Raw genomic sequence first — 14,660 nt, 5'->3', positions numbered from 1 at the left:
CTCGAACGTCTCCAAAGGCAGGTTTGCCTATGGATGTCTTAACCGATATCTTGACAACGCTGCATCTCCGCAGCAACCTTGCCTGCCGCTCGGAGCTCGCTGCGCCGTGGAGTGTTGGGATTGCACCGTCCCGCGTGGCGGTGTTTCATATGATCGACCGCGGCGCGTGCTGGCTGCGTCTCGATGGCGAGCACGCGCCAATAGCGCTGGCTCCGCGTGATCTGGTGGTCGTGCCACATGGCTGCGGGCATCAGCTCAGCGATATGCCCGTGGCTCCCGTCCGCTCGTGGCTGGATGTTTCCGATCCGGCGGCGCAGACGGCCGGGGCACGCCAGAACGGCGGCGACCCAGCCGCCGTGATTCTCTGTGGGACGTTTGCGATCGAGTTCGGCGCGGCGCATCCGCTGATGACCGTATTGCCGCGCCTCATTCATATTCGCGGCGCGCGCGAGCTGGCCACCACCCAGTTGCATGCCACCCTGACGCTGTTGGCCAGCGAGGCGGCGCTGCCGCGGCCCGGCGGCGAAATCGTCGTCCAGCGGCTGGTCGATGTTCTCTTTATTCAAGTGGTAAGGGCTTGGCTTGAGCAGGAGCCGCCTCAGCACCGTGGCTGGCTTGGCGCCTTGCACGATGCATCGATTGGCGCCGCGCTGAGCGCGCTGCATGCCGAACCCCGCCGCCCCTGGACAAACGCGGCGTTGGCGTCGGTCGCCGGGATGTCGCGCTCGGCATTCTGTGCACGCTTCACGACCCTCGTGGGCGAGCCACCGCTCCGCTACCTGACACGGTGGAGGATCGCGCTGGCCGCCAATATGCTGCGGAGTCGCGATCTGACAGTTGCGGCGCTGGCCGAGGCGTGCGGCTACGCGTCCGAGGGCGCCTTCAGCCGCGCGTTTAAACACCAGATGGGCATCGCGCCAGCCGCGTATCGGCGGCAGTTCCGGTCGATGAATTGAACGTTCTGCTTACCCTTTGAGGAGCCAACCAATGACTGACCGCCCGGCCCGGCGCGTCGCCGGCTTCGGCACGACGATCTTCACCGAGATGAGCGCGCTGGCGCTGCAGCACAGCGCGGTGAACCTTGGCCAGGGCTTTCCCGATTTCGCCGGCCCCGCGTTCGTGAAGCAGGCTGCCGCCGACGCGATCGCCGCCGATCTGAACCAGTACGCGCCCATGGCCGGCACGCCACGGCTGCGGCGGGCGGTGGCCGAGCAGTGGCGCCGCGAGCATGGTCGCGAGATCGACTGGCTGAGCGAGGTGAGCGTCACCAGTGGCGCCACCGAGGCGCTGTGCGACGCGGCGCTGGCGTTTCTCGATCCTGGGGACCGGGCGATCGTGTTCGAGCCGGCCTACGATGCCTACGTGCCCGACATCACCATGGCCGGCGCGCAGCCGATTGTGGTGCAGCTCTATCCGCCGACGAAGGGCGAAGAGCTAACGACGAACGAGCAACGCAATCTTTCGGCTTCCGTCATCCGCTCTTCGTCGGCATGGCACTTCGACCCGGCCGAGCTGCGCGCGGCGTTTGAGCAGCGCCCGCGGCTGATTCTGCTGAACACGCCGCACAACCCGACGGGCAAGGTATACACGCGCGCCGAGCTCGAGCTGATCGCCGGGCTGTGCCAGGAGTTCGACGTGCTGGCGATCACCGACGAGGTGTACGACCGGCTTGTGTACGATGGCACTGCGCACGTGCCGCTGGCGACGCTGCCGGGCATGTGGGAGCGCACGCTGACGCTCAACAGCGTCGGCAAGACCTTTAGTGTCACCGGGTGGAAGATTGGCTGGGCGGTAGGCCCGGCCGCGCTGAATACCGCGCTGCGCCAGGCCCACCAGTGGGTCACTTTCGCCACTGCCACGCCGTTTCAAGAGGCCGCCGGCGCGGCGATCGAGCTGTCTGCGGCGAACGGCTACTACGGGCAGATGCGCGCCGAGTACGCCGAGCGGCGCGCGCTGCTGCGGAGCATCCTCGAGGCGGCCGGGCTGCCAACGCTGCCGGCCGAGGGGTCGTATTTCATCAGCGCCGATATTGGCGTGCTTGGCTACACCGACGACCGGGCGTTCTGCCGCTGGCTGACAACCGAGATCGGCGTGGCGGCGATCCCGACTTCGGCATTCTACAGCGACCCGGCCACGGCCACGCCGCTGGCGCGCTTTTGCTTTGCCAAAAAGCTCGAAACGCTGCATGCGGCCGGCGAGCGGCTCGCGCGGCTGCGCACGGCTGGCGCCTGAGCGGCGCTACCCTAGCTGCGCGTGGGCGGCGCGCAGCATCCGCTCGGTCTGCTCCCAGCCAATGCAGCCATCGGTGAGCGACACGCCATAGCGCAGCGCGCCGCGATCGGCGCTAAGCTGCTGCTTGCCTTCGTGCAGGTTGCTCTCGACCATCAGGCCGACGATCGCGCCGGGCCGGTCGATCGCCTGGCCGAGCACATTGCCCCACACACCCTCTTGCAGGCGAAAATCGCCGCCAGTATTGGCGTGGCTGCAGTCGACCATCACGGCCTGGTGCAGGCCGGCCGCGCCAATCTGCCGCAGCGCCTCGGCCACGTGCTCGGAACCATAGTTTGGGCCGCCGCGCCCGCCGCGCAGAATCACAAAGCTGTCGGGGTTGCCGGTGGTCTTTACCACCGCGCTACGGCCGTCGTCGTCGATGCCCAGGAAGCTGTGCGAGCCGGCAGCGGTGATGCAGCCGTTGATCGCCACCTGCACGCTGCCGTCGGTGCCGTTCTTGAAGCCCACAGGCATCGACACCCCGCTTGCGAGCGCCCGGTGCGTCTGGGCCTCGGCCGTGCGGGCGCCGATCGTCGCCAGGCTGATCTGGTCGTCGAGGTACTGTGGGCTGATTGGGTCGAGCATCTCGGTGGCGATTGGCAGCCCTAGCTCGTTGATCGCGATCAGTAGGCGCCGCGCGATCGCCAGGCCGGCGCTCATGTCAAACGAGCCGTCGAGGTGCGGGTCGTTGATCAGGCCGCGCCAGCCGATCGTGGTGCGCGGCTTTTCGAGGTACGCGCGCATGATGATCATCAGCCGGTCGTCTAGCTCGTTGCGGAGCCGGTACAGGCGCCGGGCGTAATCGAGCGCGGCCTCGGGATCGTGGATGGAGCAGGGGCCAATCACCACCATCAGGCGCGCGTCGTCGCCGCGTAGAATGCGCCGGATTTGGGCGCGGGCGGCGGCGACGGTGTGGGCTGCGGCTTGCGAGAGCGGCAGCTGGGCCTTGAGATCGCGGGGCGATTGGAGCGGGGTAAGCTCGCGGATGTGGAGGTTGCCAAGCTGATCCGCGAGCGGCGTGGTGGTGTCCATGTGTTCCTGCACTCTGCTTTCTGACGGCGAATCGACGGTGCAGGCGCAATGGCGAGCCAGGGCTGGCGCATGGCCGGCGAGCATGGCTGCCACGCCGCGCACCGGCCGCCATTATAGCAATTTTTTCGGGGTTTGGGTGTGGCCTGCTGATCACTTGCTGTATGTGCGGGTTTGGGGCAGCGAAGCCGGGCAGGGCATCGCAAAAAGCAAGCGATCAAACGGGGCTGGTACAAGCCCCGTAAAATGACGGGTCGCCATGCCGCTCTCAGCTCGAGCAGCATGGCGACCCGCCAAGGAGGAACCCTGAACGCGTTACACTGATCACATCCCCACGTACCCGTCGGCTCCAAGTGCGTAGCCAGTGATCTGTGCAACCAGAGTATAGCGCACTGCGTTACTTCCGCGCGTAATGGTGTCTCCACGATTAATAATGATCTCGTAACTGCAATTTGTCACAATCTTGCGGGTGCCGGGCGCGCGGCGGCTCACGAGCGGGCCAGGCGCGCGCCGGGGGCCTGCTCGACGAGCACGCCGCTGCGGTAGGCGTCGATCAGCTTTTGCAGGTCTTCAAGCTGGCCGCGCAGCATCTGGCCAGTGTCGGTGGCGGCGATCAGCACGCGCTCGGGGAAGGCCTCGATCTGCTCGGTGTGCGGCGTGACGTCGACGCCCTGGCGGATCATCGCGTCGGCCGAGGTGAACGCCTCGTGTGCCGCCAGTGTCATCTCGTGCGAGTTGCCGATTAGCGTGTAGCCGGCGATGCCGGTGACGGGCTGGTATGCCTCGCTCATGCCGCCGTCGATTACGATCAGCTTGCCGTGCGCCAGCAGCGGGCGCTCGCCTTTCTTCAGCCGCACTGGCGTGTGGCCATTGATGATATGCCCGCGCTCGACATCGCCGCCGAACGCTGCCAGCACCTTGCGGCAAAATGCCTCGCTGTCGCGCAGCTCGTAGTATGGGCCTTTGGGTTCGGCGTGCGTGGCTGTGTCGCCGATGAAGTAGCGCTCGAACGTGGTCATGCGCGCGCGGCCGAAGAGCGGCGAGAGCGGCCCGCACCACAGGTACCACATCGCGTCCTGTCCGGCCTGGCGCGCCTGCGGATCGTGGCTGAAGAATGCCTCGCGCGCCATCTGCTCGTAGCGCTCGAGCAGCGCCGGGCCAGCCAGCCGCTCGCCGCCCAGCAGGAACTCGACAAACTCGCCGCGCTCATCGACCGGCAGGCAGCCGTGGAACTTCAGGTTGCCGTCTTGCACTTGGAACATATTGCCGTAGCTGTACAGAAAGCGAATGTGCTTCTGCAGGCGCTCGCTGTGCTGAAATTGGTAGCGCAGGTCGTCGAGCACAGCGGCTTCGTCCTCGGTCGGCGCGGCGCGGTCGGGCGCGCGCAGCGTGGGCCAGCTGGCGTCGAGCAGCGGGTATGTCGCGCCGTAGAGCGTGCTGGTGCCGGCGGCCAGGTCGAGCGTGTCGAGCACCAGCCGGTCGTCCATGGCGTACTCGGGGTGGCGGCGGATGATCTGCGCCTCGAGCTTGAGCTGGATGACCGTGAGCGCCTTGTGCATGCGCGCCACGGTCGCGGCGCTGTAGCCTTCGAACTGCAGGCCGGGCTTGGGCATGAACTGGGTGCAAGCGTCGCCGGCGTAGGCCGCCTCGGCGAAGCGCGCCAGCCGGCGCAGGCCAATGCCATAGCCGTCGCTGAGCGTCTCGAGGTTGCCGTAGCGCAGCGAGAGCCGCAACGCATTGGCGATCAGCGCGTCGCAGCCGGCGGCCGCGCCCATCCACGAGATGTCGTGATTGCCCCACTGGATCGCTACATAGTGGTAGTTCATCAGCCGGTCGATCACCTTCTCGGCGGCCGGGCCACGGTCGTAGATATCGCCTAGAATGTAAAGCCGGTCGACAACCAGGTGCTGAATAAGATAGGCCAGCGTCACGATGACATTCTCGCCCTCGCCCAGATCGACGATCGAGCGCACAATGCTGCCGTAGTAGTGCTCGCGCTGAAGGTTGTCGGATTGGCTCTCGCTGAGCAGCTCTTCGAGGATGTAGGCCAGCTGCGGCGCCAGCCGCTTGCGCACCTTGCTGCGGGTGTACTTCTGGGCCGAGGCGCGCGCTACCCGCACCAGCCGGCCGATCGTCGCGGCCATCCACGCGGCTGGCGCTGGCTGGTCGCCCAGCGTGGCGCGCAGCTTGCGCTCGGGGTAGTAGATCAGCATCGCCAGCTCGACCTGGTCGCGCGCCGATAGCTCGTCGCCAAAGGTCTGGCCGATCTTGCGGCGGATCGCGCCCGAGGCGTGGCGCAGGATGTGGTCGAACTGCTCGTAGGCGCCGTGAATGTCGGAGATATAGTGGTCGGTGCCTTTGGGCAGCGCCAGGATGGCGTGCAGGTTGATCATCTCGATATGCGCGGCGGTGATCGTGGGGTAGCGGCTGCTGAGCAGCTGGAGCAGGCGCAGCTCCTGCGGGTCGTACCTGGTTGGTGCGGTCATCGGCGGGCTCCTTGCGGGTAGCGCTGGTCTGGAACCAGTCTACTTCAGGATGGGGGTTTCGTAAACAGCGCTACGGTGGAGCCGCCACGCCAACGCAGCGGCGGCCGGGCATTGCCCGGCCGCCGCGTTGGGGCGCTTGGCGCGAATGTTATCCGGCCGCTGGCTCGGGCAGCAGGTGCGCCCGCCGCAGCACCTTCAGCTCGATCGGCCGTGCGAAGAAGTCGACCCCGTAGTAGCCCACTGCCACGCCGCCGGCCAGCAGGATGACCATCCCGACGACCAGCATATTCGGGTTGGTGCTGGTGGTGCCGGCGAACAGGTAGGCCAGGTTCATAAAGATGCCCATCAGCGCCGCAAAGTGCGTGAATACGCCCAGGATCAGGGCGATGCCCACCAGCAGCTCGCCATAGGCCACCAGATGGCTAAACAGCGCGGCATTGGGCAGAAACACGTCGCGCGCCAGGTAGGCGTACCATGCCTGCACGGCGGGGTGCGCGTTCTTGATCGGGTCGAAGTTCGGCGCCAGCGGCGACTGGGCGATTGCGCCCTTCAGAAAGCCGCCGACTACCGCGCCGGCCTTGGAGCCGACCCACACCACGTTGCCTTCGCCAAAGACTTTCTCGTAGCCTGCGGAAAACCACTCGTAGCCAAGCCACAGACGGGCGACCAGCCATAGGATGCCGGTGAACTTCGGTTGATTGAGCGCTTTCATTATGTTCCTCCTTGAAGCTGATTGAGTGTTTTTGTTTGTGCCGATGGATACAGGATATACCCACTACGGTTGCGCTTCAGGGATCAGAACGCAATTGTTGGTTAAAAAGCGGCTACCATCGTGAATTTAATCACGATAGATGATATAGGCCTGTTCTGCCGACATGGCCACGCCGAAGCCAGGGATACGTGGCAATGTCTGGGGTGAGTGCCGGGCGGCGCACGCCGCCGAGGATATGTTGCGGCATGCCTGTGCGTGGCTTCGGGGCTGCCGGGCATGGCGCCTGGCAGCCCCGGCCGAGGGCAATGCTGCTCGCGGGCGTAGACGCGAAGCTTATGCGCCAGCCTCGTCGTGTGCGCGGCGCAGCAGCGCCTTCATGTAGGCGACGGTATAGGCTGTGCCGACGCGCGGGTCGCCGGCCATCAGCGGAATATGGTCGGCGATTGTCACGCCGTTGAAGCCTGCGGCCACAAGCTCGCGCATCACCTTGTACATGTCGTAGTAGCCGTCGTCGACAAACGTTTCGACAAAGTGCGGCAGCGGCGCGTCGACATTGCGGAAGTGAACCTTGAACAGCTTGCCCTGCTCGGCAAAGAAGCGGATCGACTCGAGCACGCCGTTGCCCATCAGCTCGCCGCCCTCGAGCCAGCAGCCAACGCAGAAGCACACGCCCACGTTCGGGCTATCGGCGATCTCGAGCGCGCGCTTGTAGCCGGCGAAGTTGCCGAAGATGCAGCGCGGCACGCCGGCCAGGTCGACGCCGGGCGGATCGTCGGGGTGGATGCCGATCTTCACGCCGGCTTCCTCGGCCACTGGCGTAACCTCGTGGATGAAGTAGGCGAAGTTCTCCCAGATCTCGTCTTCGCTGTAGGCGCGGCCGTGCGAGAGCGGCATGAAGTAGCGCCGGCCAAACCAGTGCCCGCTCTCGGCCTGCGCCAGATCGAACGCGCGCGCAGGCGCGCCGCCGCGCGTCGTCTGGGGCGCGGTGCTCCAGATCCCATTGGCCATGTGCGCGTAGGTGGTGTAGGGGATGCCGGCTTTGCCGAGGGCCCGCAGGTGCTGCTTGTACTGCTCGATCTTCTCGTCGCGGCCGGGCAGATTCAGCACGATTGCGTCCTGGTTGTGCACATCCCAGTTGCCAAAGCCGTAGATCGTCAGTCCGGCGCGCTCGAACAGCTCGCGGCGGCTGGCGTAGTATTCGTACCCGGCGTGGGCGCCGTCGGTCCACAGCACCGCGTACTTTACGCCAAGCTGCTGCGCGAACTGGAGATCGGCCTCGCTTGGTTCGGCTGGCAGCTGCAGCGCGATCTGGGTGCCGATCTGGGTGCTGGCCATGGGTTGAGATGGAAGGGTTGCGGTTGTCATGCGTGGCTCCTCGGTGCTATGTCAGGCGAACAAGTAGCGTAGAGTGTAGCATATGCGCGGTTCTGCAAGCCGCATGCTACTGCCTGTTGCGTGCTATGGGCTAAACATAACGCTTGACACGCCTACGGCGATCGGGTCGCCGGCGGGGTAGCCAAAGTCGGCGGGGTTGCTGGCAGGCTCAACGCTGGCCAGCTCGAGCCATGTCCAGCCCGCCGGCAGGTCGAGCGTTACGCTCAGCGGCTGCGGCGCGCCGCAGTTGGGCAGCGCGGCCAGCACCCGCCCGGCCTGGCGCAGCTCGGCGTGGCGCGGCCCAGCGAAGCAGTGCAGCGTCAGGCGCAGCGTCACCGTGGCGGGCGAGCGCCGCAGCAGCGCGAAGCGCGCCGACTGGCCGATCCAGCGGTACGGCGTGCCGTCGTCGAACTTGCTCGGCTGCTGCCAGCCGGTGTCGAGCCACGCGCACGTCGTGGCCGTCCCAGGGTCGCCAAGCCCGTACAGCGTCGCGCCGCCGTCGGCGCGCAGCCGGGTGGCGCCAGGCGGCTCGGGCCGAGGCTTGGGCGTGTCGTAGCGCACCAGGTGGGTTATATGCATCGCGGCGGCCACGCACAGCCAGTTGCGCGTGTCGTCGAATATGTCGGATGTTGGCGCAGGTGGACCTTCGCGCAGGTAGCTCAGCAGCGGCCCGGCCGGGTTGTCGCGGCTCAGCTCGCCCCACAATACCGGGCGATCGTGCAGCGTCTGAAAGAACATGCCGCGGTTCGAGGGGTTGGGCTGCTCGAGCAGCGCGCCCGCCCCGGCCAGCGTGCCGTCGTTGTAGAATGCCGGGATCGGCGCCAGCGGCTCGACGGCGTTTGGCGCCGGCCATAGCTCGGCCACCAGCGCCAGGCCCGCGAGCGCCGCCAGCCAGGTGCGCGGCCGGCCGGCCCGCGATTGCACGCCGGCGCGCAGCAGCGTGGCCACGCCATAGGCCGCCAACACCGCCAGGCAGATCTGCGTGACGATCGCGTAGCGCGCCGGGAAGCGCGTGATCTGCACGAGCTTCAGCTGGAACAGCGCCAGGTATGGCAGCGGCACATCGGTCTGCGTGCCGAACCACTTCAGCCGCGGCCCCAGCGACAGCAGCCAGAAGCACGCGCCCACCACGAGCCAGAAGCGCGCGCCGCGCCGCTGCGCGAGCGCGCCCAGCAGCGCCAGCGCCAGTAGCACGTAGCTGCTGCTCACCACTGTGGGGATGATCCCCGGCGCGTTTAGCGCCGCCGCTTGGCGCGCCGCCCAGCCGCCCCAGATCGGGCTGGCCGGGTTGGGCAGCAGAAATTCGGCGACATCGGCCGAGTGGTAGATCGTGTCGATCTCTTTGCGCAGCATATACGGGTTGTCGCTCGCTAGCTCGCGCAGCATCGGTAGCACATATGGCAGCAGCACCGCCAGCGCCAGCGCGCCGGCTACGATCGCCGGCGGCAGGATGCGCCGCCACTCACGCGGGCTGCGCGCCAGCGCCGCGCCCACCGCTAGCAGCGAGTACAGCCCCAGGTAGATCACGAACTGCCAATCGCACAGCGCGGCGCACGCCAGCGCGGCGGCGCACGCCAGGATGGCACGCCAGTTCCACCCCCCGGCGCGCAGCAGGCGGCGCAGCGCCAGGATGTAGAGCGGCAGGAACTCGACTGACAGCATGTTGTACTGGCCTACCCGCCAGTGGAACAGCTGCGTTGGCCCGAAGGCGAAGGCCACGCCCGCCAGCAGCGCCCCGGCGCGGCTGCCCGTCACGTCGTAGGCCAGCCAGGCCATGCTGAAGCAGGTAGCCACGAAGATCGCCAGCCCGATCAGGTTAAAGGCCGGCACCAGGCCAAGCAGCGGTTGGAGCGGGATCGACAGCAGGGCGTGGAGCGTGTTGGTGGTGAAATAGCGCAGGCTGACGCCCTCGGGGTAGTACAGCATGCCCGTGACGAACGGCGAGCTGTGGCGCGCCACTAGCGCCTCGCGGAACCACCAGAACGACCACAGGAACTGCTCGGCGTCGACCGAGCGCCCGGCCACATGGTCGCTCAGCAGCGCCGCTAGCGGCCAGGTGAACCACAGCGCTAGCGCCAGCGCGGCCGCGCATATCAGGGCGACGAAACGGCGATCCATGGAACCTCGGGGCATGTCGGGCGTTGGGCTTTAGAAGATGCGCTTGCCCAGCGCCGAGAGCGCGAACTCAACCGCAAGCTCGGCGGTTACATTGTGCGAATCGAGGATCGGGTTGACCTCGACCAGATCCATGCCCAGCAGCTTGCCCGATTGGGCCACCATCTCCATGGCCAGGTGTGCCTCGCGGTACGAGATACCGCCCAGCACTGGCGTGCCGACGCCGGGCGCGTCGGCCGGGTCGAGCGCGTCGAGATCCAGGCTCACGTGTACGCCGGCGGTGCCCATGCCCACGCGCATGAGCGCCTCGTCCATCACCGCCGCCAGGCCGCGCCGGTCGATATCGTGCATGGTGAATACCTGAATGCCCGAATGGCGCAGCGCCTCGCGCTCGGCCGTGTCGAGGTCGCGGATGCCGATCAGCACCACGTCGCTGTCGCGCAGCACCGGCCCATCGCCCAGCAGGCCGGCCAGGCGCGCGTGTCCGCGGCCGGTGAGCGCGGCCACGCTCATGCCGTGGATGTTGCCGGAAGGTGTGGTATCGGGCGTGTTGAAGTCGCCGTGCGCGTCGACCCAGATCACGCCGATGCGCCGGCCGCGCGCCACGCCGCTGATCGAGCCGATCGACAGGCTGTGGTCGCCGCCGAGTATCAGCGGAAACATGCCCTCGGCCACCGCCGTCGCCACCTGGTGCGCCAGATCGAGGTTCACCTGCACAATTGCGTCGAGGTAGCGCAGGCGCTCGTGCGGCGTGGGCGGCTCGAACTGCTCGGCCTGCGGCACCACGATATTGCCAAGGTCGCGCACGCGGTGGCCCAGCGCTTCAAGGCGCTCTTTCAGGCCGGCGTAGCGGATCGCGCCCGGCCCTAGGTCGACTCCGCGCCGGCCTGCGCCCAGGTCTACCGGCGTTCCGATAATCGCGATATCGCGCATATGTGTTCTCCTCTGCTCGCGGCTGTGCGATCGGCGGCGCTACGCTGCGCCGGGCCGGCTGCATTGTACCACGAGCGCGCGCCTGGCCCACGCAAAGCGGCGCGCCCGGCATTGCCGGGCGCGCCGCGCTGCTAGCAGTTACGCAGTGGTAGGCTTACAGGCCGTCGGGCGTCACCTGGCCGCTTCGGCCGATCGGTGCATTGTCGTTTGCGCCTACCTCCCAATAGCCGCCGCCGGGAACCATCGCCGGCGCAAGCGGCGCACCCACAATGCCGCCACTCGCGGGAACGCCCGTCACAATGCCTTCGGTCGGCCCGGCCATTGGCGCCGGCATGGGCGTAGGCCCGCCGACCTCGGCCGCGCGGTGGTAGCGCAGCTGCCCACTGGCAACCATGGCGTCGATCGTCTCGTTCGCGTCAGTATCGCTGAAGCCTAGCTGCTCCCGCAAGATCTTGCTCATCTCGCGGCGCCCATCGAGCTCGGCGCCCTCCCAGCGGCCGCCAAAGCGATCCTTCAGTACCTGCACGGCGTCCTGGTAACTTTTTTCAGCCATAGCCTCCTCGCTTTGCTAACAAGCTCCGCGAGGATCAAGGCAAGAGCTATGCCGTGGGCATGGCGCGAAAGATGCACAGCGGCTATGGCCGCTCGATTATGGCCGCTCGATCTGCTCGATGACGGCGGCGGTGGGCGCGAACTCGAAGCGTACCTGGCCGAGTGCGCCGCGCAGCTCGGCCACGCGCGCGGCCAGCGGCTGTTGCTCGGGCTGCCTGACGCGCCACTCGCCACGGCCCTGCTTGACGATCAGCTCGTAGTTGCTCACCACCGCCAGCGCCACCGGCTGGCCGTCTGCCAGCGCGAGCGCAGCTTCGAGCGCCTGTACCAGCGCCTGGTACATGGCCGTCGGCTCGGTGACGCCGCGCACCACGAGCTCGCCGGCCCTGCGACCGCGCGGCGTAAGCAGCACCCAGCGCACCGGGCGCTGGCCTGCCGGCGAGCACAGCGCCAGCAGCCACTCGTCGCTGGGGCGTTCGGCGGGGGCGCGTGCCTCGCTGGCGGCATACGCACGGCCTGCCGCAGCGTTCGCGGCCGCGTCAACGCGCTCGTTGCGCGGGTCGCCGCTGTGGCCCTTTACCCATTCGAATTCGATCTGGTGGCGCTTAGCGGCCGCGCCCAGCCGCGCCCACAGCTCGCGGTTCTTGTTTGGCAGCGCGCCGCCCGCCAGCAGCCGCCGCAGGCCCTCGATGACATATGTCGAGTCGGCGCGCAGTGTGACGGAGCAGGGCCGCTTGAGCGCCTCGAGCGCGGCGGCCACTGCCAGCAGCTCCATGGCATTATTGGTGGTGGCCTCGGCCACTTCGCCCGTCAGCAGCTTCTCGGCGCCGTCGGCGCGCTGCAGCAGCGCGGCCCATCCGCCGGGGCCAGGGTTGCCGCGCGCAGCGCCATCGCTGGTGATCGTTACGCGCGGGTAATCGTTGTTTGCTGTCATGCCAGCATTATACCGTACGTCTGCCCCTTGCCGGCGCTGCGCGGGAAATGCCGAAGGCACCGCCATCGCGCGGTGCCTTCGGCAAAGCACAAACATTTGCGCTGCTCGCGCTCAGTATCGAGGCGGCAGATGCGCCCGGCTGCGGCTCATCGCACCTCGAGCGGGATCACCATGCCCTTCTTGAAATGCGTCGCGATGTTGCACAGCAGCAGGTATTTGCCAGGCGCCAGATCGAGCGAGACGGTGCCGTTCTTGCTAGGTTCCAGCTCGGGCACTTCGCCTTTCGAGTCGATTTGATCCTCGGATAGCCGCCCCTCGTTGGTATTGTACGGCAGCGCGTCGGGTGTCTGATCGCTTTTTACGACGAGCATCTCGTGTACCAGGTCGCTGGATTGGTTGGTGACGCTGAAGGTTACTTTGCCGGCCCTGGCCTTGGCTGTGTTCGATTGGATGCCGAACGACTTAAGGCTTACCTCTACCGTCGATGGGAGCGCGGCCGCAGGCGAACCGCCACAGGCCATCAGCAGCCCGGCCAGGCAGCAGATGACGATCTGGCTTAGCCGGAGTCGTTGGGGTTGGTTCCTCATGTTTCCTCCTCTACACATCCCACCACAATCACATAGGTTCCGGGCAGAACCTAACGAGGAATCCAAAACGCACATATCTGTGGTATGTGGAACTAATCGTGACAAACGCTAGCGCAAGCCAGCGCACTCGATCAAAGAGGTGAGCAAGCCATACGGCGCATACCTCAGGGGCACGATCCTGAGATGGCGAGAGAGTATATTCTTTTTACGCAACAAGTGGTATATAAATTGTATAACAAAAATTATGGCCTGTAAAGTGTCGATTTCGTGCCAGCCGGCCTTGGTAGCGTACCCGATCCGGCCGCGCGGAACAGGTCGCCAGCCTACGCGCGGGCGGCGTAATCGTCAATTTTGCCTATGGTCAGGAAAATGAAATGTACATATAATATGAACCCATGGTATCGTAGCACTACGGTATCACATCTGACGTAGAGGCCCATATGACGCGCTCGCGCCCCTATCTGCTGCTCCTCCCGCTGCTCGCCAGCCTGCTCGCCGCTTTGCTGGTGCTCTTGCCCCGCCCCACCGACGCACGTAACGCGCCCGCCGTGGCCGACTTCAGCGCCCCGATGCCGCGCGACCGCGCACAGGCGCTGGTGTCTGCCGCACAGCAGGCCGACCGCGCCCAGCGCGAGGCGCTTGCCCGCCGGCTTGGCGCGGCGTCGGCGGCGGCGCTGCCGGTGGTGCAGAATATGTTCTTCTCGCCCACCAGCCACCACGTCAGCGACCGGGCCGGCTTTCTGACGTACTGGCGCGAGAACGGCGGTGTGCTGGTGTTTGGCTACCCGATCAGCGAAGAGATCGTGGAGGACGGCCGGGTGGTGCAGTACTTCGAGCGGGCGCGCTTCGAGTATCACCCCGAGTCGCCAAGCTCGGTGCAGCTCTCGCTGCTAGGCAGCCAGCTCTTCGGCAAGCAAGCTTTTGCGCCCGGCAAGCCCGAGGACGGCGCGCGCTATTTTCCTGAAACGGGGCACACGCTTGGCGGCAAGTTTCTCAACTTCTGGCTGAAGCGCGGCGGCCTGGCAGTGTTCGGCTACCCAATCAGCGAGCCGATCGAAGAGCCTAGCCCTACCGACGGTGTGACGCGCGTGGCGCAGTATTTCGAGCGGGCGCGCTTCGAGTACCACCCCGAAGAGCTGGGCGGCTTTTACCAGCAAGAGGCGCAGTCGCTAGGCCTGGGGCTGGCCGCGCTGCACGAGGTTCAGCTGGCCGATCTAGGCCGCCAGGCGGCGATGCAGCACGGGCAGCTGTTCTCGGGCAGTGCCCAGATGGCAGGCGCGCCCGACTGGTCACCAGCGATCTGGCCACGCCATATCGACGTAGATCTGACGGCGCAGCACCTGACGGCCTACGAAGGCGATACCCCCGTGTTCAACGCGCCGGTGGCCACCGGCAAAGATGGCTTCAACACGCCAACCGGCACCTTCGCGATCTATAGCAAGTACCCCGTGGAAACCATGACCGGCTCGGCCGGCGGTGAGACATGGTATGTTCCAAACATCCCATGGGTGCAGTATATCGTTGGTGGCGTGGCGTTTCACGGCACCTACTGGCACGATCGCTGGGGTACCGGCTTTCGCCTCTCGCATGGCTGCGTCAACCTGAATATCGACGATGCCCAGTGGCTTTATGAGTGGGCCGACATTGGCACGCAGGTGACGATCCAT

The 14,660-nt window shown here is 66.5% G+C and carries 11 protein-coding genes and 1 pseudogene; 3 read left to right on the top strand and 9 right to left on the bottom strand.

What is annotated here, in order from left to right; genetic code table 11:
- Nucleotides 1-29 precede the first annotated feature (29 nt).
- The gene (locus U0177_RS24180) at nucleotides 30-956 is read left to right on the top strand and encodes an AraC family transcriptional regulator (RefSeq protein WP_409573242.1); all 927 of its coding nucleotides are present in this window, start codon (nucleotides 30-32) and stop codon (nucleotides 954-956) included.
- A gap of 31 nt (nucleotides 957-987) precedes the next feature.
- Nucleotides 988-2,232: an aminotransferase class I/II-fold pyridoxal phosphate-dependent enzyme gene (locus U0177_RS24175; RefSeq protein WP_409573241.1), complete on the top strand. Its 1,245-nt coding sequence runs from the start codon at nucleotides 988-990 to the stop codon at nucleotides 2,230-2,232.
- Nucleotides 2,233-2,238: 6 nt separating this feature from the next.
- Here U0177_RS24175 and U0177_RS24170 read toward each other — a convergent pair whose 3' ends face one another.
- The 9 genes and pseudogenes from U0177_RS24170 to U0177_RS24130 form a co-directional block, all read right to left on the bottom strand.
- Nucleotides 2,239-3,303, bottom strand: a complete 1,065-nt coding sequence (locus tag U0177_RS24170) for a 3-deoxy-7-phosphoheptulonate synthase (protein ID WP_409573240.1) — start codon at nucleotides 3,301-3,303, stop codon at nucleotides 2,239-2,241.
- 485 nt (nucleotides 3,304-3,788) lie between these two features.
- Nucleotides 3,789-5,786: a fructose-1,6-bisphosphatase gene (locus U0177_RS24165; RefSeq protein WP_409573239.1), complete on the bottom strand. Its 1,998-nt coding sequence runs from the start codon at nucleotides 5,784-5,786 to the stop codon at nucleotides 3,789-3,791.
- 148 nt (nucleotides 5,787-5,934) lie between these two features.
- Complete coding sequence (locus U0177_RS24160) at nucleotides 5,935-6,498, bottom strand: DoxX family membrane protein (RefSeq protein WP_409573238.1); 564 nt, start codon at nucleotides 6,496-6,498, stop codon at nucleotides 5,935-5,937.
- A 333-nt stretch (nucleotides 6,499-6,831) separates the two neighbouring features.
- Entirely contained in the window at nucleotides 6,832-7,863 is a 1,032-nt protein-coding gene (locus U0177_RS24155) for a mannonate dehydratase (RefSeq protein WP_409573237.1), read from the bottom strand.
- Nucleotides 7,864-7,956: 93 nt separating this feature from the next.
- The gene (locus tag U0177_RS24150) at nucleotides 7,957-9,990 is read right to left on the bottom strand and encodes a hypothetical protein (protein ID WP_409573236.1); all 2,034 of its coding nucleotides are present in this window, start codon (nucleotides 9,988-9,990) and stop codon (nucleotides 7,957-7,959) included.
- 30 nt (nucleotides 9,991-10,020) lie between these two features.
- Nucleotides 10,021-10,920, bottom strand: a complete 900-nt coding sequence (gene rocF, locus U0177_RS24145) for an arginase (RefSeq protein ID WP_409573235.1) — start codon at nucleotides 10,918-10,920, stop codon at nucleotides 10,021-10,023.
- Between the two features lie 154 nt (nucleotides 10,921-11,074).
- Complete coding sequence (locus U0177_RS24140) at nucleotides 11,075-11,473, bottom strand: hypothetical protein (RefSeq protein ID WP_409573234.1); 399 nt, start codon at nucleotides 11,471-11,473, stop codon at nucleotides 11,075-11,077.
- 522 nt (nucleotides 11,474-11,995) lie between these two features.
- Nucleotides 11,996-12,406: pseudogene (locus tag U0177_RS24135) on the bottom strand (RNase H family protein); the annotation flags it as partial.
- Between the two features lie 146 nt (nucleotides 12,407-12,552).
- Nucleotides 12,553-12,993, bottom strand: coding sequence for a hypothetical protein (locus U0177_RS24130; RefSeq protein WP_409573233.1), 441 nt, complete (start codon nucleotides 12,991-12,993; stop codon nucleotides 12,553-12,555).
- 440 nt (nucleotides 12,994-13,433) lie between these two features.
- Here U0177_RS24130 and U0177_RS24125 point away from each other — a divergent pair.
- The coding region (locus tag U0177_RS24125; protein WP_409573232.1) for a L,D-transpeptidase at nucleotides 13,434-14,660 on the top strand (1,227 nt) is incomplete at its 3' end.

The sequence above is a fragment of the Kouleothrix sp. genome (assembly GCF_046328425.1).
GTDB lineage: Bacteria > Chloroflexota > Chloroflexia > Chloroflexales > Roseiflexaceae > Kouleothrix.
The sequence above is the reverse complement of the archived record's forward strand: the minus strand, read 5'-3'. Positions and strand labels throughout refer to the sequence as shown.